Genomic DNA, 19,700 nt, shown 5'->3' with positions numbered 1-19,700 from the left:
AAAGGTGTTCCTGGGCTGTCCGCACAGCACCCTCCGAAGAGACAGGTGGCATTGTGACGATTGCCGGTGAATCGCTGCACGGCAGTGCGGAAGACGCCCAGAATTCCAGTCTGAGTACCACCGCCGCGCGGAATCTCGCGACGACCACCAAGACCGCGCCGCAGATGCAGGGCATCACTTCCCGCTGGCTGCTGCGACTGCTGCCCTGGGTGCAGGTGTCCGGCGGCACCTACCGGGTGAACCGCCGGCTGACGTACACGCTCGGCGACGGGCGCATCGATTTCCATACCAGCGGCGGCGATGTCGAGATCATCCCCGATGAGCTGCGCGAGCTGCCCGCGCTGCGGGAATTCACCGATACCGAGGTGCTGTCCGCGCTCGGCGAGCGGTTCACCCAGCAGGAATACGCGCCCGGTGAACTCATCGCCGAAGCCGGCGCGCCGGGCGACCGGCTGGTGCTGATCGCGCACGGCCGGGTGGACCGTATCGGCACCGGCAAATACGGCGAAGAGGCGGTGCTCGAAGCGCTGGCGGGCGGCGACCACCTGGGGGACGCGCCACTCACCGACCCCGACGGGACCTGGCAGTTCAGCTATCGCGCGGTGACCCGGGTGACGGTCATGGCGCTGCCCCGGCAGGCCGCACAGGAGATCGCCGACCGCTCCCCCGGGCTGCGCGAGCATCTGGCGGCGGCCGGGCAGGACGCCGCGCAGCCGACGAACACCAGCGGGGAGTCGGCGGTCTCCGTCGCCTCGGGGCACCATGGCGAGCCGCCCCTCCCCAGCACCTTCGTCGACTACGACCTGGCGCCGCGGGAGTACGAACTCAGCGTCGCGCAGACGGTGCTGCGCGCCCACAGCCGGGTCGGCGACCTCTACAGCGACCCGATGAACCAGGTCGAGGAGCAGCTGAAGCTGACCGTCCAGGCGCTGCGGGAGCGCCAGGAACACGAGATGATCAACAACCCCGGGTTCGGGCTGCTGCACAACGCCGACCTCAAGCAGCGCATCCACACCCGCACCGGCCCGCCCACCCCCAACGACCTCGACGACCTGCTGGCGACGGTCTGGAAGGACCCGGGCTTTCTGCTCGCCCATCCCCTCACGATCGCCGCGATCGGCCGGGAGTGCAGTGCCCGCGGGCTGTATCCGACCGCGGTCGATTTCATGGGGCATTCGCTGCCCTCCTGGCGCGGGGTGCCGATTTTCCCGTGCAACAAGATTCCGGTGACACCGGAACGGACGAGTTCGATTCTTCTGCTGCGCACCGGCGAGGAAAAGCAGGGCGTCGTCGGCCTGCACCAGACCGGAATTCCTGATGAATACGAGCCGAGCCTCTCGGTGCGTTATATGGGTCTCGACGACCGGGCCGTCCTCAAATATCTCGTGAGCGCCTACTATTCGGCGGCCATTCTCGTGCCCGATGCCCTGGGCGTTCTCGACGACGTACAGATCGGCCACTGAACGGCCCGTGGAAGGACCCGGAGCGCCCGGCGAACGGCCGCGTCCCTCCGCTTGCCCTGCCGCGCCGACCGTACGCACGTGCAGGCGCCGCACGCACAGCACAGCACCGACAAGAACAGGTGAGCCTTCTTCATGACCACATCGGTGGATCCGACGTCCGGACCGCAGCAGTCCGCGATCGAGCAGAGCCGGTCCAGCCTGGACACCGCGGCCGCCCGCAAGCTGGCGACCACGACCAAGACCGTGCCGCAGATGCAGGGGATCTCGTCCCGCTGGCTGCTGCGCATCCTGCCCTGGACGCAGGTTTCCGGCGGTACGTACCGCGTCAACCGCCGGCTTACCCACACCCTTGGTGACGGCCGGGTGGATTTCGTCTCGACCGGCTCCGAAGTCCGGGTGATTCCGGCGGAGCTGCGGGAGCTGGCGCCGCTGCGCGGCTACACCGACGCCGGGACGCTGGAGGCGCTGGCGGACCGCTTCGTCCAGCGGGAGTTCGCACCGGGCGATGTGCTGGCCCGTGCGGGCGGACCGGCGGACCGGGTCATCCTGATCGCCCACGGCAAGCTCGACCGCCTCGGCACCGGCAAGTACGGCGACGAGACGGTACTGGGGGTGCTGGCCGACGGTGACGCCCTCGGCGCCACGGTGCTGCTGACAGGGGACGCGGAGTGGGAGCACTCCGTGCGGGCGGTGACCCGGGTGACCGCACTGACCCTGTACCGCAGCGACCTCGAAGAGGTGCTGGGCCGGTCGGAGTCGCTGCGCACCCATCTGGAGGAGTTCCGAGGGGCGTTGGCGCCGTCGCAGAACAAGCACGGTGAGGCGGCCATCGAGCTGGCCGCCGGCCATGTCGGCGAGCCGGCCCTGCCGGGCACCTTCGCCGACTACGAGCTGGCGCCGCGGGAGTACGAACTCGGCGTCGCCCAGACCGTGTTGAAGGTGCACTCACGGGTCGCCGACCTCTACAACGACCCGATGAACCAGCTGGACCAGCAGCTGCGGCTGACCGTGGAGGCGCTGCGCGAGCGCCAGGAACACGAGATGATCAACAACCCCGAGTTCGGGCTGCTGCACAACGCCGACCTCAAGCAGCGCATCCACACCCGCAGCGGGCCGCCGACCCCCGACGACCTGGACGAGCTGATCTCCCGGCGCCGTAAGACCCAGTTCCTGCTGGCGCATCCGCGCACCATCGCGGCGATCGGGCGGGAGTGGAACGCCCGGGGAATCTACCCCACCACCGCGGAGTTCGAGGGCACGGCGGTCCGCGCCTGGCGGGGCATTCCGCTGCTGCCCTGCAACAAGATCCCCGTCACCCCGGAGCAGACCAGCTCGATTCTGGCGCTGCGGGTCGGCGAGGAGAACCAGGGCGTGGTCGGACTGCACCAGACCGGCATCCCGGACGAGTACCGGCCCGGCCTGTCGGTGCGGTTCATGGGCATCAACGACCAGGCCGTCATCAATTACCTGGTCAGCGCCTATTACTCGGCGGCGGTGCTGGTGCCGGACGCGCTGGGCATCCTGGAGGACGTAGAGATCGGTCACTGACCGGCGGGGGGTCCGGTCCGGGTCCGCGCGCACGGTCGGCCGTCAGGCCCGTGTGCGCGGCACCCGAGTGACGTCCGATCAGGTATCTCGCCACTCCTGACCTGCGCCGTTCTGCCTTTGGTCGAGCCCATTGGCAGAACGGCCATTCCCTTGGCAGGGCGTGCCCTGTTGCGCATCATGAACGCACCGCATGTGTGCGTGACATGTACGCGACCACTCCCCCTCGGTCCTTGTCAGGAGTTCACATGGAGCCCGACCACCATCGCCCGGCCCGTCGGCGCCTGCTCACCGGTGCGGCCGCGCTCGCCGCGTCCGCCGCACTCGTCCCCTTCACCGCGGCCGGTGCCGCTCCCGCCCGGCGGTCGCCGCGCGGCGGCGCCTACCCCCCTGTCCACCAGGTGCCGGCCAGTCCGGCCAACTTCACCGCCGCCAACCGCCCGACGCAGTATCCCGTCGAGATGGTCGTGGTGCATGTGACCCAGGAGACCTACGCGGACACCCTCGCGCTCTTCCAGGACCCCGCGCACAAGGCGGCCGCACACTATGTCGTACGGTCCGCCGACGGCTATCTCGCGCAGTGCGTCAGCGAGCGGAATGTCGCCTGGCACGCCGGGAACTGGGGCTACAACACCCGCAGCATCGGCATCGAGCACGAGGGCTGGATCGACGACCCGCTGTGGTTCACCGATCCGCTCTACGAGCAGTCCGCCCGGCTCACCGCCGCCATCTGTGACCGCTACCGGATCCCCAAGGACCGCGAGCACATCATCGGCCATGTCGAGGTCCCCGGCACCGACCACACCGACCCCGGTGAGTTCTGGGACTGGGCGCGCTATCTCCAGCTGGTCAACGACGCCTCCTGGCACGGCGCCGGATGACACGGCACGCCGTACCGCGCCCTTCGGGGTGCCCGAAAGGCCTCGGCACGGCGTGCGTACACCGGCGACGGCGCCCGGCGCGGCGGTCAGTGAGCCGACCGCAGAAAGCGCGCCAGGCCCGCGAGGTCATCGGTGTTGAGGTGGTCGACGCCGGCGCCGACCAGCTCCGTCCACACCGCCTCGCGCGCCGCTCCGGCCGCATCCGGTGACGCCCAGAAGCGCAGCCGGCGCCCCTCACCGTGCGCGGCCGCCACCAGCCGGCGCAGCCGTTCCCGCTCGGCGGACGGCATCGGGCCCACGCCCTGCCAGCCGAAGAGGTCCGTCCAGGAGGCGGAGACCAGCGGGGCGAAGGAAGCGGGGGCGGCGGTCCCCAGGTCCTCCGGGCGCCCGTCGTAGAAGGCGTGGCGCACCCGCTCGGCCTCCATGGGCGCACGGGCGGCCCGGTCCCCGGAGATCACGGCGGTGACCGGACCGCCGTGTACCCGGCCCGCGCGGCAGACGCTCAGCAGATCCCGGTAGCCGTGCAGGACCCGGGCCAGCGCGCGGTAGGTGGGATCGCCCGCGGTCTTGAGGTCGATCAGCAGCTGGAGGGAGAGCCGATGGCCCCGGTAGACCGTGCCGCCGTTGGCGCGAATCCGTCGGCGCAGCGGATCCAGATAGAGCGCCTCCAGGGTGCGGGCCGGGTCGAGACCGCCCTCCTCGTGGGCGACCAGCAGACGGCCGTCCACCAGCCAGATGTCCGCCTCCACGCTGCCGAAGCCGTGGTCGAGGGCGTCGAGCAGGGGCCGGGCGTGCTCGTAGTCGTTGTGTGCATGGGCACGGCGCAGCGGCACGGGGCCGGTGGGCCGTACGGCCGTGTCACGGGCGGCGGCGGGCGCGGTCAGGCCCGCGGCGAGGACGGCGCCCAGCGACACGACGGCCGTTCTGCGGGTGTACGGATTCATGACATCTCCGGGTCATAGTGAGCGTCTTCGGCACCTGGGACAGTTGGCACGACGTCAGGGGGGATCGTGAAGCGGCGATTCGGTCGAGTGCGTGCGGTACTGACGGTGCTGGTGGCATGGGGTGTGCTGGCGGGCGGCGGGATGGCGGGCGGGGCGCCGGCCACCGCCGCGGACAGCACTCTCCACCGCTCCCCTGCCAGGTCGGTGGCGCCTGGTGTGGCATACGGCGAATTCCGGATGACGGTGCCGCGCGGCCTCGTGCACGGGCATCTGCTGACGGTCGATCTGGCCGATCCGCGGGTCTCGGTGGATCTGCTGTACCCGGGGGCGGTCGGCGCGCGGTCGCCGGTGTCCCAACTGGCGGCCGACCGCGGCGCGGTGGGGGCCGTCAACGGCGACTTCTTCAATATCACCGAGACCCAGCACCCGGGCGTGGAGGCCACCGGCGCCTCGGTCGGCCCGGCGGTGGCCTCGGGGCGGCAGCTGAAGGGCGCGGTGCCCGACGGCCAGCGGTTCGGGCCGGTCATGCCGCCGGGCGCGACCACCGAGGACGTCATCGGCATCGGCTACGACCGCCGGGCCCGGCTGGACCGGCTCACGCTGCGCGGTGCGGCGCTGACCGCCGAGGGGGCGCTGCCGCTGCGCGGGCTGAACCAGTACGCCCTGCCGGTCGACGGAATCGGCGCCTACACGCCGCAGTGGGGCCCGGCGTCCCGGGTGCGCGCCACCTGCGGCACGGACACCGACCGGGCGGCGCCGTGCACGACGGACACCGCGGAGGTGACCGTCCGGCACGGCCGGGTGACGGCGCTGGACGAGGTGCCGGGCGCCGGCGGGGTGGCCGCGGGGAGCGTGGTGCTGGTGGGCCGGGAGGAAGGGGCGCGGCAGCTGCGCAAGCTGCATATCGGTGAGCCGGTGCAGATCACCCATCACCTCGTCGGCCGGGGGCCCGGTCCCCTGCGGTTCGCGGTGGGCGGCTTCCCCATCGTGCGGGACGACGCGCCCGTGGCCGGTCTGGACACCGTCGCGGTGGCGGTGCGGACGTCCGCGGGGATCGGGGGCGGCGGACGGCTGCTGTATCTGCTGGCACTGGACGGGGCCCCTGGCCAGACCGGGCTGACGGTGCATGAACTGGCGGACCTGATGGCGCAGTTGGGTGCGCGGGACGCAATGGATCTGGACGGTGGCGGGTCCTCCACGCTGGTCACCGGCGACAGGTACGGGGCGACGGTCCGCAACCACCCGTCCGGCGGGGCGGAGCGGCCGGTGCCCAATGCGGTCGGAGTGTTCTCCTCCCGGTGAGCGCCCCGGGCTCCCGGGCGGCCCCCGGGCCTTTCTTCAAAGTCCCGCCTGCCTCTGTTCAGGCCTTCCCGGCGGTCGCGGCACCCGCGGTGCGCATCCGGGCCAGGGCGTAGGCGACGCCGGCCAGGGCCAGGCCGGCGAGGAGCATGAAGCCGAGGGCGCAGGTGCCTTGCCGCGGTGGACCGCGCCCGGAGCGAGCGGCGGCATTTGAAGCCGCCGAGGCCCCCGGCGGCACCGACGATGCCGGTGACGTTGCCGAGCTGCGACTGCGGCGTCACCTGCGAGACGAGCGCGAGGGCGTGCCCCAGGGGGAGAGCAGGTTCCAGGGCCAGAGGGTGACCGTCAGACCGAGGAGGTGAGGACGAGGTTCCGGCAGGCCGCCACCGTCATGGACGCACACTGCTCACCACGTCGGCGGCGCCGGACAGTCCTTGGTGGATGTCCGGAGCGAGGCTGCTGTTCGCCAGGTAGAAGCCGAGCAGCGCGCACACCAAGGCGTGCGAGATCTTGAGCTTGCCGCTGCGCAGGAAGATCACGGTCAGGATCACCAGCAGCAGTACGACCGAGATGGAAATGGCCATGGGACGCACACCTCCTCAACCGCCGCCCGAACGGGCAGCAAGGGGTGGCCAGTTTGGCGTATTTCAGAGTATGTCCGGTTCTCGTCCGGGTGCTCCAATCAGGTGATCACTGCGGGTCACGGGGGCCGGTGGTGGGGCGCGGTGGACGGCAGCCGACCGGGCCGCGCGGCTCACCCACCCGGAGGCGGGGCGCGCGATGCCGTTGACCGGCCGGCCGGCCACCGATCCACCCCCTCGCCTGCAATCGACCGGCCCCGCGGAAGGAATCGCCCATATCCCCGCAAGCACCAAGCGACACTCCGGCATTCACCCCCACGCCGCACCCCGCCCCATCGTTGTGTCGTGGATCACATCACTCCCTGCAACGAAGTGTGGCGATCTGCCGTCTTAGCGGCCGACACCGCCGCCCTCCCCGTACCGCAGACGGAAGCCCCGACATGATCCAGCCCCCCTCCCGCCGCCGCCGGCCGTTCCGGCCGCGGCGTGCCGTACCCGCTCTGGCCCTGGTGGTCGGCGTGGGCACGCTCGCCGCGTGCGGGAGCGTCGAGGGGCCGGCTTCCCAGGGCGACCCGGTGAAGGTGGCGCTGGGCGCGGCAAGCGGGACCGGCGCCGTGCAGGCCGGCGACAGGCTCCGGGTGACCGCGAAGGGCGGGGTGCTGACCGAGGTGACGGTCACCGACTCCAGGGGACAGCAGCTGCCCGGCGGGCTCGGGAACGGCGGAACCCTCTGGACGTCCCGGGCGAAAGCCGCCCCGGACACCAAGTACTCCGTCGTCGCCAGGACCAAGAACGCACAGGACGGCGTCGGCGCGGCCAAGGAGTCGCTGACCACCGGGAAGGCGGCCAGGCTGAACACCCTGACGCTCGGGCCCGGATCACCGGGCACCGTGGTCGGCCCCGGCCGGCCCCTCACGCTCACCTTCGACTTCCCGGTGACCGACCGGGCCGCGGTCGAGCGGCGCCTGAGCGTCACCAGCGACCGCCGCACGGCCGGATCGTGGCACTGGGCGAAGGACCGCAGCGGCAGGGACCGGGTGGACTGGCGTCCCGCGCAGCAGTGGAAGCCGGGCACCCACGGCACGTTGCGAGCGGCCCTCGACGGGGTGTACTCCGGCGGCGGCCGTTACTTCGCCGACGACTATGACCTGAACTTCACCATCGGCCGGAGTTGCACCGACTCGGACATGGGACGGGATTGTGGCAAGGTCCAGGTGGGTGACCCCGTAGAGGTCACCGCACCCTCCGAACGAGGGGAAGACAACAGGACCACCGGGATCGGAGACTGGCATGACGGCTGATCCCCGTGGCAGAGAACCAGCGCCCACGCGTCGAGCAGCTGACCCCTTTCAGAGCCTAGTGTGACGGAATGAGCACCGTGCAGGACCAGGATCAACTCACGGGGTGGCGGCGCTTCCGGCGCCGTGTCCCCAATGGCTTCGCCATCATCTTCAGTCTGTTGGGGCTCTTTTGTGCCCTGACGGCACTGATCGGGCCGCTCCGGCGCGGACTCCACCCGGTGATCTACTGGTTGGACGCCCTCACCATCCCGGTGACGCCGAACTTCGCCTATGCGGTGTTCCTCTTCCTCCTGGGCGCCGCGATGACCGCTCGCAAACGGGTGGCGCTGTGGTTCGTGGTGGCCTACATGGTGCTGGTCATCCTGGCGGACGCACTGTTCCTCGCCAGGGGGTACTGGGAGTACGCCTTCTCCTTGGTGCTGTGTGCCGGAGCGCTGGTGCTGCTGCTCGTCTCGCACCGCGAGTTCTATGCGATCACCCGGCGCGGCGCGTTCCTGCGCGCCATTCTGGTGCTGATCGGCGGGCTCGTGGCGGCGGTGCTGATCGGCTGGGGACTGGTGTCGCTGGCCCCCGGCACGCTGGAGCCCGGCGGCGCCAACCGGCTGCTGTGGGCGGCCAACCGCGTCTGCGGCGGACTGGTCGGCGGCCGGCTGGTCGAGGGCCATCCGGCGCACTGGACCAGCGCCGTCCTGGGGCTGCTCGGCGCGCTGGCAGAGCTGAACGCCGCGCTCACGCTGTTCCGTTCGCAGCGTATGGAGGCCGCGCTGCACGGCGACGAGGAGGCCCGGATCCGGGCGCTGCTGGACCGCTACGGCAGCCAGGACTCGCTCGGCTACTTCGCCTCCCGCCGCGACAAGGCCGTGGTCTTCTCCCCCAGCGGCAAGGCCGCCGTCACCTACCGCGTCGAGGCCGGTGTCTGTCTGGCCAGTGGTGACCCGGTCGGTGACCGCGAGGCGTGGACGCAGGCCATCGAGGCGTGGCTGGAGGTCGCCGGACGGTACGGCTGGCAGCCCGCCGTCATGGGTGCCAGCGAGAGCGGCGCCAAGGCGTTCGCCCGCTGCGGCCTCGGCGCGCTCCAGCTCGGCGACGAAGCGATCTTGCATGTGAAGGACTTCGACCTGGACGGCCGGGAGATGCGGGTGACCCGCCAGGCCGTCAACCGGGTCGAGCGCACCGGCGCGACCTTCCGCGTACGGCGCCACTCCGAGCTGACCGACGAGGAGATGCAGGAGGTCATCCACCGGGCGGACGCCTGGCGGGACACCGAGACCGAGCGCGGGTTCTCGATGGCACTGGACCGGCTGGGCGACCCGGAGGACGGCGCGTGCCTGCTGGCCGAGGCGTTCGACGGCGACGGCAACATGATCGCGCTGCTGTCGTTCGTGCCGTGGGGCAAGGACGGCATCTCGCTGGATGTCATGCGTCGTGACCGCTCCGCGCCCAACGGTGTCATGGAGTTCATGGTGGCCCGGCTGTGCACCCAGGCCGGTGCCATGGGCGTGCGCCGGGTCTCGCTGAACTTCGCGGTGTTCCGGTCCGCCTTCGAGGAAGGCGCCCGTATCGGTGCCGGGCCGGTGCTGAAGTTCTGGCGCAGGCTGCTGCTGTTCTTCTCCAAGTGGTGGCAGCTGGAGGCCCTCTACCGTTCCAACGCGAAGTACAACCCGGAGTGGTACCCGCGGTTCCTGTGCTACGCGGACACCGGCGCGCTGGCCCGTATCGGTCTGGCCTCCGGCATCGCCGAGGGCTTCGTGGCCGTGCCGAGCCTGGGCAAGCTGTGGGGCAAGGGCCACAAGAAGCGGGTGCTGGCCCCGGCCAGCACCGCGGGCCTGCCGTCGCTGGACGAGCTCGGCCTGGTGCAGACCGGCCCGGCCACCGAGGAGGAGCTGCACGAGCAGGAACTGGCCGCGCTGCCCGAGCAGGTGCGGGTGCGCCACCGGAAGCTGGAGCGGCTGCGGGCGGCCGGCACCGACCCGTATCCGGTGGGCGTGCACCGTACGCACACCCTGGGCGAGGTCCGCGACGAGTACCCGGACCTGACGCCCGGCACGCGCAGCGGCAAGTCCGTCAGCATCGCCGGGCGGGTGCTGCTCACCCGTGACCACGGTGGCGTGCTCTTCGCGGTGCTGCGGGACTGGTCGGGCGATCTACAGATCGCGCTGACCCGGGAAGGCAGCGGCAAGGACCTGCTGGACCGCTTCGGTTCGGACATCGACCTCGGTGACCATGTCGAGGCGGAGGGCGAGGTCGGCACCAGCGACCGCGGTGAGCTGACGGTGTTCGTGACGCAGTGGCGGCTGACGGCCAAGTGCCTGCGTCCGCTGCCGGACAAGCGGCGCGGGCTGTCCGACCCGGAGGCCAAGGTCCGCCAGCGGTATGTGGACCTGGTCGTGTCGCCGGACGCGCGGGACAACGTACGGGCCCGCAGCACGGCCGTACAGGCGCTGCGCCAGGGACTGATCGACCGCGGCTATCTCGAGGTCGAGACGCCGATGCTCCAGCAGATCCACGGTGGTGCCAACGCCCGCCCGTTCCAGACCCACATCAACGCCTACGACCTCGATCTGTATCTGCGGATCGCGCCGGAGCTGTATCTCAAGCGGCTGTGCGTGGGCGGTATGGAGAAGGTCTTCGAGATGGGGCGGACCTTCCGCAACGAGGGCATCTCCTACAAGCACAACCCCGAGTTCACGATGCTGGAGGCCTACCAGGCCTTCGCCGACTACGACGTGATGCTCGACCTGACCCGGGAGCTGATCCAGGGCGCGGCGATCTCCGCGTTCGGCAGCGCCACGGCCCGTAAGGCGGACGCGAACGGCCGGCTCGTCGAGCACGACATCTCGGGGATCTGGCCGGTCAAGACCGTCTACGGCGCGATCTCCGAGGCGCTCGGTGAAGAGGTCGATGCGGACACCGCACCGGACCGGCTGCGCCGGCTGTGCGCCGCCTCGGCGGTGCCGGTGAAGCCGGAGATGGGCCGCGGCGACATCGTGCTGGAGATGTACGAGCGGCTGGTGGAGGAGAAGACCCAGCTCCCCACGTTCTACAAGGACTTCCCCACCGATGTCTCGCCGCTGACCCGGCAGCACCGCAAGGACCCGCGGCTCGCCGAGCGCTGGGACCTGGTCGCGTTCGGCACCGAACTGGGCACCGCCTACTCGGAGCTGACCGACCCGGTCGAGCAGCGGCGGCGGCTCACCGCCCAGTCGCTGCTGGCGGCCGGCGGTGACCCGGAGGCGATGGAGCTGGACGAGGACTTCCTCCAGGCCCTGGAGTATGCGATGCCGCCGACCGGTGGTCTGGGCATCGGCGTGGACCGGCTGGTCATGTTCCTCACCGGTCTGTCGATCCGCGAGACACTGCCGTTCCCGCTGGTGCGGCGCCGCTGACGGCCCTGCACGGCGGGCGAGACGGCGAAGGCCACCTCCTTGCGGGGGTGGCCTTCGCCGTTCGCGGGCACTTTCCGGAGGCCGGCGCCGTGGTCGCCGGGAACGGCATGGATGTCGTGGGGAGATCCTTCCGCGGAGTCCTCAGAACCAGTTGACGGTGAGCGGGAAGGCAGCGGTGGCGGTGGCGCCCTTGGAGTCGGTGGCGGTGGCGGTCACCGGGAAGGTGCCGGTCTGCCAGGGTCTGCCGCCGATCCGGCCGCCCGCGGCGTCGGCGCCCAGGCCCAGCGGCAGACCGGTGGCGCGGTAGGTGAGCGGGGGTGTGCCGCCGGTAGCGGTCAGCTGGACGGTGCATTCCTGTGCGAAGCGGCAGGTCTGCGGGCCGGGGGCGGTGAGCTGAAGGCCGCCGTCGGGCGGCTCGGTGCCGTCGGTGTCGAACACTCCGGTGACGGGGGCGGCGGTGGCGGCATTGCCCGCATGCCCGGTGCCGTACATGTCCTCGATCGTGCGCAGCAGGCTGAAGTGGTTGTAGGCGCCGCTGACACTGCCCCGTGTGACATGGGCTCCGTGGAACACGGTCGCGATCCGGTTGGAGCCGAGGTAATTGTCCTCGTCCCAGGTCACCATCAGCAGGCTGTTGTGGTCCTTGGCCCACGTGGCGTAGGAGGCGAGGTTGTTCTTGATCCAGGTGTCGCCGCTGCCGACGGCGCAGTCGTGCATGTCGTTGCACATGTCCGGGATGACGAACGACACGGTGGGCAGCCGGGTGAAGTCGTCCTTGGGGAACTGGGCGAAGGTCTTTCCGGTGTTCAGCGGCACATTCTTGAAGGCGAACCAGGGGTTGTGCTTCTGGGCGTACCGGCCGGCGGAGCAGGTCGTGGAGCCCTCCTCCGGCAGGCCCTCGTTGTAGCTCGCGAAGGTCTTGCCGGCGGCGATCAGCTCCTGGCCGAGGTTGGGGGCGGTCATCGACTGCGCGGTGTAACAGCCGTCGCCGGTGACGCCCTGGGTGGTGCCGGAGAACAGGTTGAAGTAGTTCGGCTGGCTGGGGTGGGTCAGCGCCTTCATACCGGTCAGTTCGGCGCCTCCCTGGGCGAGTTGGTTGAGGTAAGGCGCCTGGGAGCTGCCGATGATCTCGCCGTACTGCTTGTTCTCGAAGACGACGATCACGATGTGGTCGTAGGACGGCAGGGCCGCCCGGGTGCCGGTGCCGCTCGCGTGGACCGCCGTGCCTGTGGGGGTGGTGTGCGCGTCGGCGGCGGTGGCGGCCACGGTCAGCCCGAGCGCGCCGAGCATCGCCACGAGTGCCCTGCGCAGATGGACCGCTGTGCGTTGCATGAGGTCTCCCTCCTTGCCTGAGGGTGCCGGGGTCGGGGTCGTCAGTCCTCGCGGCGGGCCGCGTCCGCGACGGCGATGCGCAGGATGCGGGGAGCGGGCAGGCCGCAGCGGCGGAAGGCGTCGGCAGCGGCGGTCCGAACTGCCGCGCGCCGGTCCCGGGGCACCAGCAGCAGCACACTGCGGCCCGGACGGGCGCCGGGCCACCAGGCGGACCACGCACCGGCGCGCAGGGCTTCACGGACCGCGGTGGCGAGGCCGGTGGCCACGGAGGAGGGGGTGGCGCCGGCCGCGGCACCGCCGTCCGCCCCCGCGTCCCCGCCGGTGGTGAGGCGGGCCGTCAGGAGCAGCAGACGGGGATCGGGGCTGCCGTCAGGGGCGCGCAGCGGCTGCTGGGTGCTGCCGTCGGCCGCGAGGAGGTGGCCGGCCCGGGCGAAGAGCACGGCGCGACGCAGCCCGTCGTCGCCGGGTGCGGCGGCGCTCAGGAGACGCGCCAACTGGGCACGGTTCGGCGGGCATCCGCCCCGGCCGGCGTGCGCGCCCGCGACGGCCAGGGCGACCGCGCACTCCAGCGGTTCGGCGACGGGCAGCCCCACGGCCTCGGGCAGCGGGGCGTTCAGCTGGAGATCGGCGCCGCCCCGTCCGCATCCGGCGGCGGCGAGGGCGCGCAGCACGGCGTACGGGCGGGCCACCCAGCCGGGGGCACCGGCGGCCGGTCCGGTGAGGGGGAGTTCGGCGGTCTCGGCGGGGTGGTTGAGCGAGCCGCAGCGCAGCACTCCGTCGGCGCGCGGGGCGACGGCCACGTCGACGTAGTGCCCGGCCGCCGCGAACCAGTCGGTCCGTGGCGCGGTCCCGGCGTGCGGCGGGCCGGGCGGAACGGCGGCCGCGGCGACCCGGAAGGCGTACGGGGCCCGCCACACCGCGTCGGGCGGGCGGTGGTACGCCGTCGCGAAGCCGTGCGAGAGCAGGCGCAGCAGCGGGTCCGCCGTGGTGCGGTACGCCAGGCCGCCCGCGTTCACCCCAGCTCCTTGCGGGCGAGCAGCCGGTAGGCGTTGCCGCCGTCGGTGGCGCGGGCCGCCACGGTGCGCAGGGAGTCGAGGGCGAGCGCGGCGGCGTAGCAGGGCACCGCCATGGCCTGTACGGCGCTGCGGGCGGCACGCCGGGCCGGGGTGGCGGGGACGGTGGACCAGGGGGCGTCCGGGTCGGGGGCGAGTCCGTTCGCGGCGAGGGCGACGGCGCCGAGGAAGTCGCCGTTGGGCTGGTGGGCCGCGCCGTGCTGCTCGGCGAGGAGGGTGAATCCCCTTGCGGTCAGGGCGTCTGCGAGGTTTCTGGCCGGCATGAGGTGCTGGTGCTGGGGCTGGAACCAGGGCAGCCAGTAGCGGCCGAGCAGCCGGCCGGCCCGGGACCGGGGGTCGGGGAGTTCGATGAGCAGATGGCCGCCGGGGGCCAGGACCTTGACGGCCGCGTCGAGTTCGGCGAAGGGGTCCCGGGTGTGTTCGAGGTAGTGGTGCATGCTCACCGTGTCGTAGCGGCCGGCGAGCCGGTCGGCGAGGTCGGGAAACTGGCCCTGGTAGGCGGTGTCGATCCAGCCCCGGCGTGCGGCCTCGTGGACCCCTTCGCCCATGTCCAGTCCGTCGAAACGGGTGTCGGGCCATACGGCCCGTGCCGCGTTGCAGAAGTGGGCCGCGGCGGTGCCGACGTCGAGCCAGGCCCTGGGGGTGGTGAAGGGCCGGAGCATTTCGGCGCGGGCGCGGTAGGTGTCGCTCATCCGGCCCAGGACCAGGGCGGCGCCGTCGCCGCCGAGGCCCTCGTAGAAGTCGCGGTAGTAGAAGTCGAGGCCGTCCTGGGTGAGGCGGGGGTTCTGGAAGATGTGGCCGCAGTGGCGGCACTCTTCGAGGGTGAAGCGTCCGGGCTTGCCCTGGAGCAGGTCGGGTGTGCGGAGCCGCACGGCGGGTTCGGGTGCGGAGCACCAGGGGCAGTCCGGGCGGCGGCGCTCGAAGAACCGGTCCGTGCCGGCCGCCAGTTCGGCGGTGTAGGCGGCCCGGCGCGTCGCGTCGCCGGCGGCGTCGGCGTCGGGCGTGTCGGCGGCCGGTGCGGCCAGGGTCCGCAGCGCGCCGGACAGGGCGCGCAGCGGACGGGAGGCGGTGTGGCGGGCGAGGCCGGCGGGGCGCGGTCCCCGGGCCGGGCCCAGGACGACGGCGGGCTGGAGCCAGTACAGGGCGGTGGCCGCCGCGCCCCAACGCGGCGCCGAAACCAGGGACTTCACCAGCAGGGCGAGACCGGCGAGCCGGGCGGCGGACAACAGGCCCGGCGGGAGTCCGCGGGCGCGGAGCTCCTCGGCGTGCCGCGCGGGGTCGGGGGGCGGCACCGTCAGACCGGGGGCAATGGCCCAGCCGGTGGCGTCGGGGGCGTACTCCTTGAGGGTGCGGACGAGACGGAGCAGATCGGCCGTCGAACGCGGCGGTACGGCGGTGTCGAGCCCGGCCCGCCGGTGGACGTCCTCGGACACCAGCAGGGCGTGGCCCGCGCCCTGTCCCGGGGCGCACCGGTCGGTGCGGTGGGCCGCGGGGTCGAGCAGCCGGAGCAGACCGAGGGTGCTCTCGGCGTCCAGGCGAGCCGGGATGAGGTCCACGACCTCCAGCCCTTCGCGTGCGGCGTGGCCGGCCGCGGCACGCACGGTCGCCTCGTCGGCCGCGACACCGGGCGCGGTGATCAGGTGCCAGCCCGGTAGGGGTGGCCGCGGGGCGCCGTACGGCCCGGCGGGGGCGAGCACGGGCAGCGCGGCGAGCCTGCGGCGGGCGCGCACGGTGCCCGCTCCCAGGGCGGTCACAGCGGCGGCCGCCACCCACCGCGTACGGCGTCCCGAACGGTGCGCTCGCGTCATCTGGCTCACGGTCCCTTCTCGTTCTCGTTCTCGGTCGGGGCGGTGCCGGTCCCGGGCGGGGCGGGGTGCCGTACGGCGGACCGGCCGGGGCCCGTGGCGCCGGGCGGCAGCTTCTCCAGGCGGTCGGCCGCGGCGAGGGCGCCGCCCGCCGCGGCGAAGGACGCCTGGATGCGGCGGGCCGCACGGCGGTGGGCCGGCTCGTCCAGTACGGCTGCCAGCGCCCGGTGCAGCTCGTCCGCACGGGCCCGGCCGAAGCGCACCCGCACTCCCGCGCCGGACCCGGCCACCTGCCGGGCGACGATCGGCTGATCGTCGCGGACGGGCGCCACGACCAGCGGCAGTCCGTGGGCCAGCGCCTCGCAGACGGTGTTGTGGCCGCCGTGGCACAGCACGGCGTCGAGGTGCGGCAGCAGGGCGAGCTGCGGGACGTACTCCTGGTGCACCATGTGGTGCGGGACGGTGCCGGCAAGGTCGACGGGGGCGGCCAGGATCAGCTGTGCCCGGTCCGCGAGGGCGTCCGCGGCGCGCAGTACCGCGGGGTAGAAGCGGGCGCCCGCCTCGCGGTTGAGGGTGCCGAGGGAGACCAGCACCCGCGCGCGTCCGGGGTCGAGCCGGTGCCACGGGAAATCGTGGGCGGACGGGCGGGCGCCGAAGGCGGGCCCGACGAAGGCGTAGTGGGGCGGGTACCTCCGCTCTCCGGGGCGGGCGGCAGCGCCGGGCGGGCCGTCGGCCGTCCCGCTCGCGCGTGCCCCGTCCCCGGACGGCCCGTCGTCCCCGATGAGGGCGGGGGTGGAGAAGACCAGGACGAGGTGCGGGGAGAAGCGTGGGTCCCAGCCGCTGGGCGCCCCGGATTCGGCGAGCAGCGCCGCGATGCGCTGCGCCACCCACTCCCCCACCTTGGGGACACCGTCGAAGGGCCGGGTGAACTCGGCCGAGGTGGTCGCCGAGGTCGCCCAGGGCAGACCGTGGCGGCGCGCCACCAGCGGTCCGGCCAGGGCCTGTTGGTCGGCCACCAGCACATCGGGCGCAAAGGCCTCGACGGCGGCGTGCACGCCGGGCAGCATCGCGCGGGCGAGCGGGATGAGGACCTCCGCCCACAGGAAGCGCAGGGCCGCGACGCCCCGTAGGTCGCGCCACCGCCCGTGCAGGACGTCCGTGCTGTCGGCCGCGTCCCCGTCTCCCGCCGCGTACAGGAGGGAGCCCGCGGGAAGCAGCGGCGCGAGGGCCGCGGCGGGGCCGGTCCAGGCGACCTGATGGCCGCGTGCGGTGAGTTCGGCGGCGACGGCGATCGTGGGGTTGACGTGTCCGGCCAGCGGCGGGACGACGAACAGCACTCTCATCCGGTCACCGCCCCGGCCGGGGCACCGAGCCGTGCCAGCACCGCGGCGCACAGCCCTTCGGTGGCTTCGTTGAGCACGGTGTGCCCCACGCCGGGGAGCACACACAGCTCGCAGTCCGGCGCCGCACCCGCCAGTTCCCGTGCTCCGGGCAGGAGTTCGGAGTGCTCTCCGTAGACGGCGAGGACCGGGCAGGCCAGCCGGGCGAAATCGGGGGCGGTGAAGGCGCTGCCCGCGGCGATGTCCTCGATCAGGGTGGTGCGGTTGAGCAGGGCGTCGGCGCCGGCGGTCAGCCGGGCCTGCTTGCGCCGCCCGAGCGCGGCGAGCTGCTCGGGCAGCCGGCGGTGTTCGAGGCCGAGGGCCGCGACGGAGAGGGTGTCGGTCATGTCCTCGACCCAGTCACCGGTCAGCTGGGCGTCGATCAGCACGAGTGAGGCGACCAGATCGGGCCGGACGAGTGCGGTGTGCAGGGCGAGCGCACCGCCGTAGCTGTTGCCGATCAGATGGACCGGGCGCCGGTCGAGGCCGAGGGAGGCGAGCAGGGCGGCGAGATCGTCCACCGCGGTGTCCCTGTCGTAGCCGCCGGGCGGGCGTTCGCTGCGGCCGTGCCCGCGCTGGTCGTAGAGGAGCACCTCATGGCCGGCGCGGGAGACGGGGCCCGCCAGGGTGCAGTAGAAGCTCGACAGGTTGTCCATCACGAGGCCGTGGAGGAAGACGACCGTGGGGCCGCCGCCGCGGCCCGGCAGCCGCTGGGTGTGCAGGCGCAGCCCGCCTGCGGGGGTCAGGGCCATGGTGCGCTCAGCCCGCGCAGGCCTGGTCGGCGGCGGTGGCCCGGTCGATGTGGACGGCGAGTTCGCCGACCGTCATGGCCAGGATCTGGTCGATGTCCTTCTCCGCGAGCAGGCCGAGGAGATCCACCGAGCTGCCGTAGCGCTGCTGGAGCAGCTCGGCCAGGGCGACGAACTCGATGCTCTCCAGCGCCAGATCGTCGTTGAAGGTGGTCGCGGGGGTGATCTCGCCGACGACGAGCAGCTCGTCGCCGACGACGCTCACCAGCATGTCGGTGATCTCGGCCAGGATCGTCCGGGTGCGCTCGGGGAACGGGTCAGCTGCCATGGGTGGCCTCCGTGGGAGTGGGGGTGTCGGTGCCCGTCCGGTCCTCGGGCGGCGGCCCGGTCCAGGCGACGACATGGCGCGCGGACAGGTCGTGGACGGAGTCGAGGTGGACGAGGTGGCTCCGGCCGTCCGGGGAGACCACCCGGAGCGCGCCGCCCGGCGCGGACGTCACGGACCACTCCAGCGGCCTGCCGCCGAGGCCGCTGCCCGCCGCCTTCGCCGCGGCCTCCTTGGCGCACCACAGGGCGGTGACCCAGTAGGCGCGGCCGGTGCCCGGGCCGGGTGCCTCCCGGGCGTGGAGGCCGTCCGCCAGGCGGCGTTCGGCCGGGGTGAGGGCGATCCGTTCGAGGGCCCGCGGATCATCGGTGACGGACTCGATGTCGATGCCGACGGGGCCCGACCGGTGGGCGAGGGCGACAGCGACATGGTCCTTGTGCGCGAGCGAGAGATGGACTCCCCCGGCGAGCGGGCCTTCGGGCCGGGGGCGGCCGTGGTGGTCGTTGCCGACGGGGACCTCGGCTGGGAAGACGGGCCCGGCTCCGGACTCCCACAGCAGCTCACGGACCGCGTCCTTGGCGGCGATCCGGCCCAGCAGCCATGCCGCGCGGGCGCGCGGTGCGCACCGTTCGTAGCGGGCGCGTTCGGCCGCGCCCAGATAGCGGCGCATGACCAGCTCCTGCGAGGCCGGGTCCGACCAACGGCGCCGGGCCAGGCACCAGCCGCCCGGCCGGGGTTCGCCGATGCCGCAGACCTCCGGGGTGAACTTCATGGGCCACACCCGCTCGTCCGCTCCGAACCGCCGGTACGTCCAGCCCTCCAGCCGCGCCCATACGCCGCCGTCGGGACCTTGCAGTTCCACATCGCCGCGCACCGAGCCGGGCCGTACCTCACGGATCCGGGCGGTGGCCGTCAGCAGTGTGCCCGCGCGGGGCGGGGGTCCGTAGAGCCGTACGCGGTCCAGGGTCGCGGGGAAGACCAGCCGGTCGCCGGTCAGTTTCAGCTGCATCCAGTGGCCGAGGAGCTGGCCCGCGGCGTCCAGGAGGGCACCGGGCGCGGGCAGGGCGCGCAGCGTTCCGCGGATGCCGTCGGCGGCGAGCGTGCCGACCTCGTGGACCCCGGCGAACGCCGGGCCGTGGAACATCCACCGGTCCCGGTAGAGCGCCTCGGCGCTGACGGGCGCGGGCCGGCCGGAGGCCAGGGCCGAGGGGTCGGGGGGCGGCGGAGCCGGGCGGCGGGCCGCGAGATGGACGGTGACGGCGGCGTGGTCGCCGAGGCGCACCCGTACCCCGCCGTCGTCGGCAGGCGTTGCGGTGACGGCCAGGTCGACGGGCGGGGCGACGGGCAGCCAGCGCAGGGCCCGTACGTCGGAGTAGCCGGTGACGAGGTGTCCGGGCCGCGCCTCCTGGGCCGCCTCGGCGGCCAGTTCCAGCAGCGTGGTCATGGGGACGACCGGGAAGCGGTCGGCGGGCTCGGGCCAGTCGTCGGGCTGGAGGTAGACGCAGTGGTCGCGGACGTACGGCAGGGTGCCGAGGGAGAGGTGGCGGGTGGTGCGGTAGGGAGCGGGAACGGGGGTGGGGGGCGGCTGGGTGGTGCGGAGGGGGCCGTGAGCCGAGGGCGGCTGCGTGGTGGGGACG

Annotated in this window: 15 protein-coding genes and 1 pseudogene; 6 read left to right on the top strand and 10 right to left on the bottom strand. The window is 72.9% G+C overall.

Features of this window, described 5'->3' with window-relative positions; translation table 11 throughout:
- The first annotated feature begins 50 nt into the window (after nt 1–50).
- The 3 genes from IF67_RS0121605 (at nt 51) to IF67_RS0121595 (ending at nt 3,889) form a co-directional block, all read left to right on the top strand.
- A complete protein-coding gene (locus IF67_RS0121605; protein ID WP_030988056.1) occupies nt 51–1,463 on the top strand; it encodes a family 2B encapsulin nanocompartment shell protein in 1,413 nt (470 codons plus the stop codon).
- A gap of 132 nt (nt 1,464–1,595) precedes the next feature.
- Nucleotides 1,596–3,011 (top strand): family 2B encapsulin nanocompartment shell protein, encoded by a 1,416-nt coding sequence (locus tag IF67_RS0121600; RefSeq protein ID WP_030988054.1) that lies wholly within the window; start codon nt 1,596–1,598, stop codon nt 3,009–3,011.
- 245 nt (nt 3,012–3,256) lie between these two features.
- Nucleotides 3,257–3,889, top strand: a complete 633-nt coding sequence (locus tag IF67_RS0121595) for an N-acetylmuramoyl-L-alanine amidase (protein WP_030988053.1) — start codon at nt 3,257–3,259, stop codon at nt 3,887–3,889.
- Between the two features lie 86 nt (nt 3,890–3,975).
- Here the strand turns inward: IF67_RS0121595 and IF67_RS0121590 are convergent, their stop codons facing one another.
- Nucleotides 3,976–4,833 (bottom strand): phosphatidylinositol-specific phospholipase C/glycerophosphodiester phosphodiesterase family protein, encoded by an 858-nt coding sequence (locus IF67_RS0121590; RefSeq protein ID WP_030988051.1) that lies wholly within the window; start codon nt 4,831–4,833, stop codon nt 3,976–3,978.
- An 87-nt stretch (nt 4,834–4,920) separates the two neighbouring features.
- Between IF67_RS0121590 and IF67_RS0121585 the strand changes: the two genes are divergently transcribed.
- On the top strand, nt 4,921–6,135 hold the full coding sequence (locus tag IF67_RS0121585; RefSeq protein ID WP_030988049.1) for a phosphodiester glycosidase family protein: 1,215 nt from the start codon (nt 4,921–4,923) through the stop codon (nt 6,133–6,135).
- A 58-nt stretch (nt 6,136–6,193) separates the two neighbouring features.
- Here the strand turns inward: IF67_RS0121585 and IF67_RS45095 are convergent.
- Nucleotides 6,194–6,440 (bottom strand): annotated as a pseudogene (locus IF67_RS45095) (MFS transporter); the annotation flags it as partial.
- 81 nt (nt 6,441–6,521) lie between these two features.
- Nucleotides 6,522–6,716: a hypothetical protein gene (locus IF67_RS0121575; RefSeq protein WP_030088015.1), complete on the bottom strand. Its 195-nt coding sequence runs from the start codon at nt 6,714–6,716 to the stop codon at nt 6,522–6,524.
- A 437-nt stretch (nt 6,717–7,153) separates the two neighbouring features.
- Between IF67_RS0121575 and IF67_RS0121570 the strand changes: the two genes are divergently transcribed.
- Complete coding sequence (locus tag IF67_RS0121570; protein ID WP_030988047.1) at nt 7,154–8,014, top strand: Ig-like domain-containing protein; 861 nt, start codon at nt 7,154–7,156, stop codon at nt 8,012–8,014.
- A 68-nt stretch (nt 8,015–8,082) separates the two neighbouring features.
- The gene (lysX, locus tag IF67_RS0121565; RefSeq protein ID WP_030988045.1) at nt 8,083–11,400 is read left to right on the top strand and encodes a bifunctional lysylphosphatidylglycerol synthetase/lysine--tRNA ligase LysX; all 3,318 of its coding nucleotides are present in this window, start codon (nt 8,083–8,085) and stop codon (nt 11,398–11,400) included.
- Nucleotides 11,401–11,541: 141 nt separating this feature from the next.
- Here lysX and IF67_RS0121560 read toward each other — a convergent pair whose 3' ends face one another.
- The 7 genes from IF67_RS0121560 to IF67_RS0121530 form a co-directional block, all read right to left on the bottom strand.
- Nucleotides 11,542–12,732 (bottom strand): alkaline phosphatase family protein, encoded by a 1,191-nt coding sequence (locus tag IF67_RS0121560; RefSeq protein WP_030988043.1) that lies wholly within the window; start codon nt 12,730–12,732, stop codon nt 11,542–11,544.
- 41 nt (nt 12,733–12,773) lie between these two features.
- Entirely contained in the window at nt 12,774–13,748 is a 975-nt protein-coding gene (locus IF67_RS0121555; RefSeq protein ID WP_030988041.1) for a hypothetical protein, read from the bottom strand.
- Entirely contained in the window at nt 13,745–15,613 is a 1,869-nt protein-coding gene (locus IF67_RS45780; protein WP_030988040.1) for a class I SAM-dependent methyltransferase, read from the bottom strand. Before IF67_RS45780 ends, IF67_RS0121555 begins: the two co-directional genes overlap by 4 nt.
- Before the next feature lie 5 nt (nt 15,614–15,618).
- On the bottom strand, nt 15,619–16,947 hold the full coding sequence (locus IF67_RS0121545; protein ID WP_051818407.1) for a glycosyltransferase: 1,329 nt from the start codon (nt 16,945–16,947) through the stop codon (nt 15,619–15,621).
- A gap of 2 nt (nt 16,948–16,949) precedes the next feature.
- Entirely contained in the window at nt 16,950–17,741 is a 792-nt protein-coding gene (locus tag IF67_RS0121540; RefSeq protein ID WP_030988037.1) for an alpha/beta fold hydrolase, read from the bottom strand.
- Between the two features lie 7 nt (nt 17,742–17,748).
- On the bottom strand, nt 17,749–18,066 hold the full coding sequence (locus tag IF67_RS0121535; protein ID WP_037839671.1) for a phosphopantetheine-binding protein: 318 nt from the start codon (nt 18,064–18,066) through the stop codon (nt 17,749–17,751).
- Nucleotides 18,056–19,700: 4'-phosphopantetheinyl transferase superfamily protein (locus IF67_RS0121530; protein ID WP_030988033.1), on the bottom strand; the 1,645-nt coding region annotated here is incomplete at its 5' end. The genes IF67_RS0121535 and IF67_RS0121530, both read right to left, overlap by 11 nt.

The sequence above is a fragment of the Streptomyces sp. NRRL S-1813 genome (genome assembly GCF_000719605.1).
Classification (GTDB): domain Bacteria; phylum Actinomycetota; class Actinomycetes; order Streptomycetales; family Streptomycetaceae; genus Streptomyces; species Streptomyces decoyicus.
Note: the sequence above shows the minus strand (reverse complement) of the source record. Positions and strands in the feature narration are given on the sequence as shown.

Coding starts and splice junctions, on each gene's coding strand:
- IF67_RS0121600 (WP_030988054.1), top strand. CDS start 1,596: ATGACCACATCGGTGGATCCGACGTCCGGACCGCAGCAGTCCGCGATC.
- IF67_RS0121595 (WP_030988053.1), top strand. CDS start 3,257: ATGGAGCCCGACCACCATCGCCCGGCCCGTCGGCGCCTGCTCACCGGT.
- IF67_RS0121590 (WP_030988051.1), bottom strand. CDS start 4,833: ATGAATCCGTACACCCGCAGAACGGCCGTCGTGTCGCTGGGCGCCGTC.
- IF67_RS0121575 (WP_030088015.1), bottom strand. CDS start 6,716: ATGGCCATTTCCATCTCGGTCGTACTGCTGCTGGTGATCCTGACCGTG.
- IF67_RS0121570 (WP_030988047.1), top strand. CDS start 7,154: ATGATCCAGCCCCCCTCCCGCCGCCGCCGGCCGTTCCGGCCGCGGCGT.
- lysX (WP_030988045.1), top strand. CDS start 8,083: ATGAGCACCGTGCAGGACCAGGATCAACTCACGGGGTGGCGGCGCTTC.
- IF67_RS0121560 (WP_030988043.1), bottom strand. CDS start 12,732: ATGCAACGCACAGCGGTCCATCTGCGCAGGGCACTCGTGGCGATGCTC.
- IF67_RS45780 (WP_030988040.1), bottom strand. CDS start 15,613: ATGACGCGAGCGCACCGTTCGGGACGCCGTACGCGGTGGGTGGCGGCC.
- IF67_RS0121540 (WP_030988037.1), bottom strand. CDS start 17,741: ATGGCCCTGACCCCCGCAGGCGGGCTGCGCCTGCACACCCAGCGGCTG.
- IF67_RS0121535 (WP_037839671.1), bottom strand. CDS start 18,066: ATGGCAGCTGACCCGTTCCCCGAGCGCACCCGGACGATCCTGGCCGAG.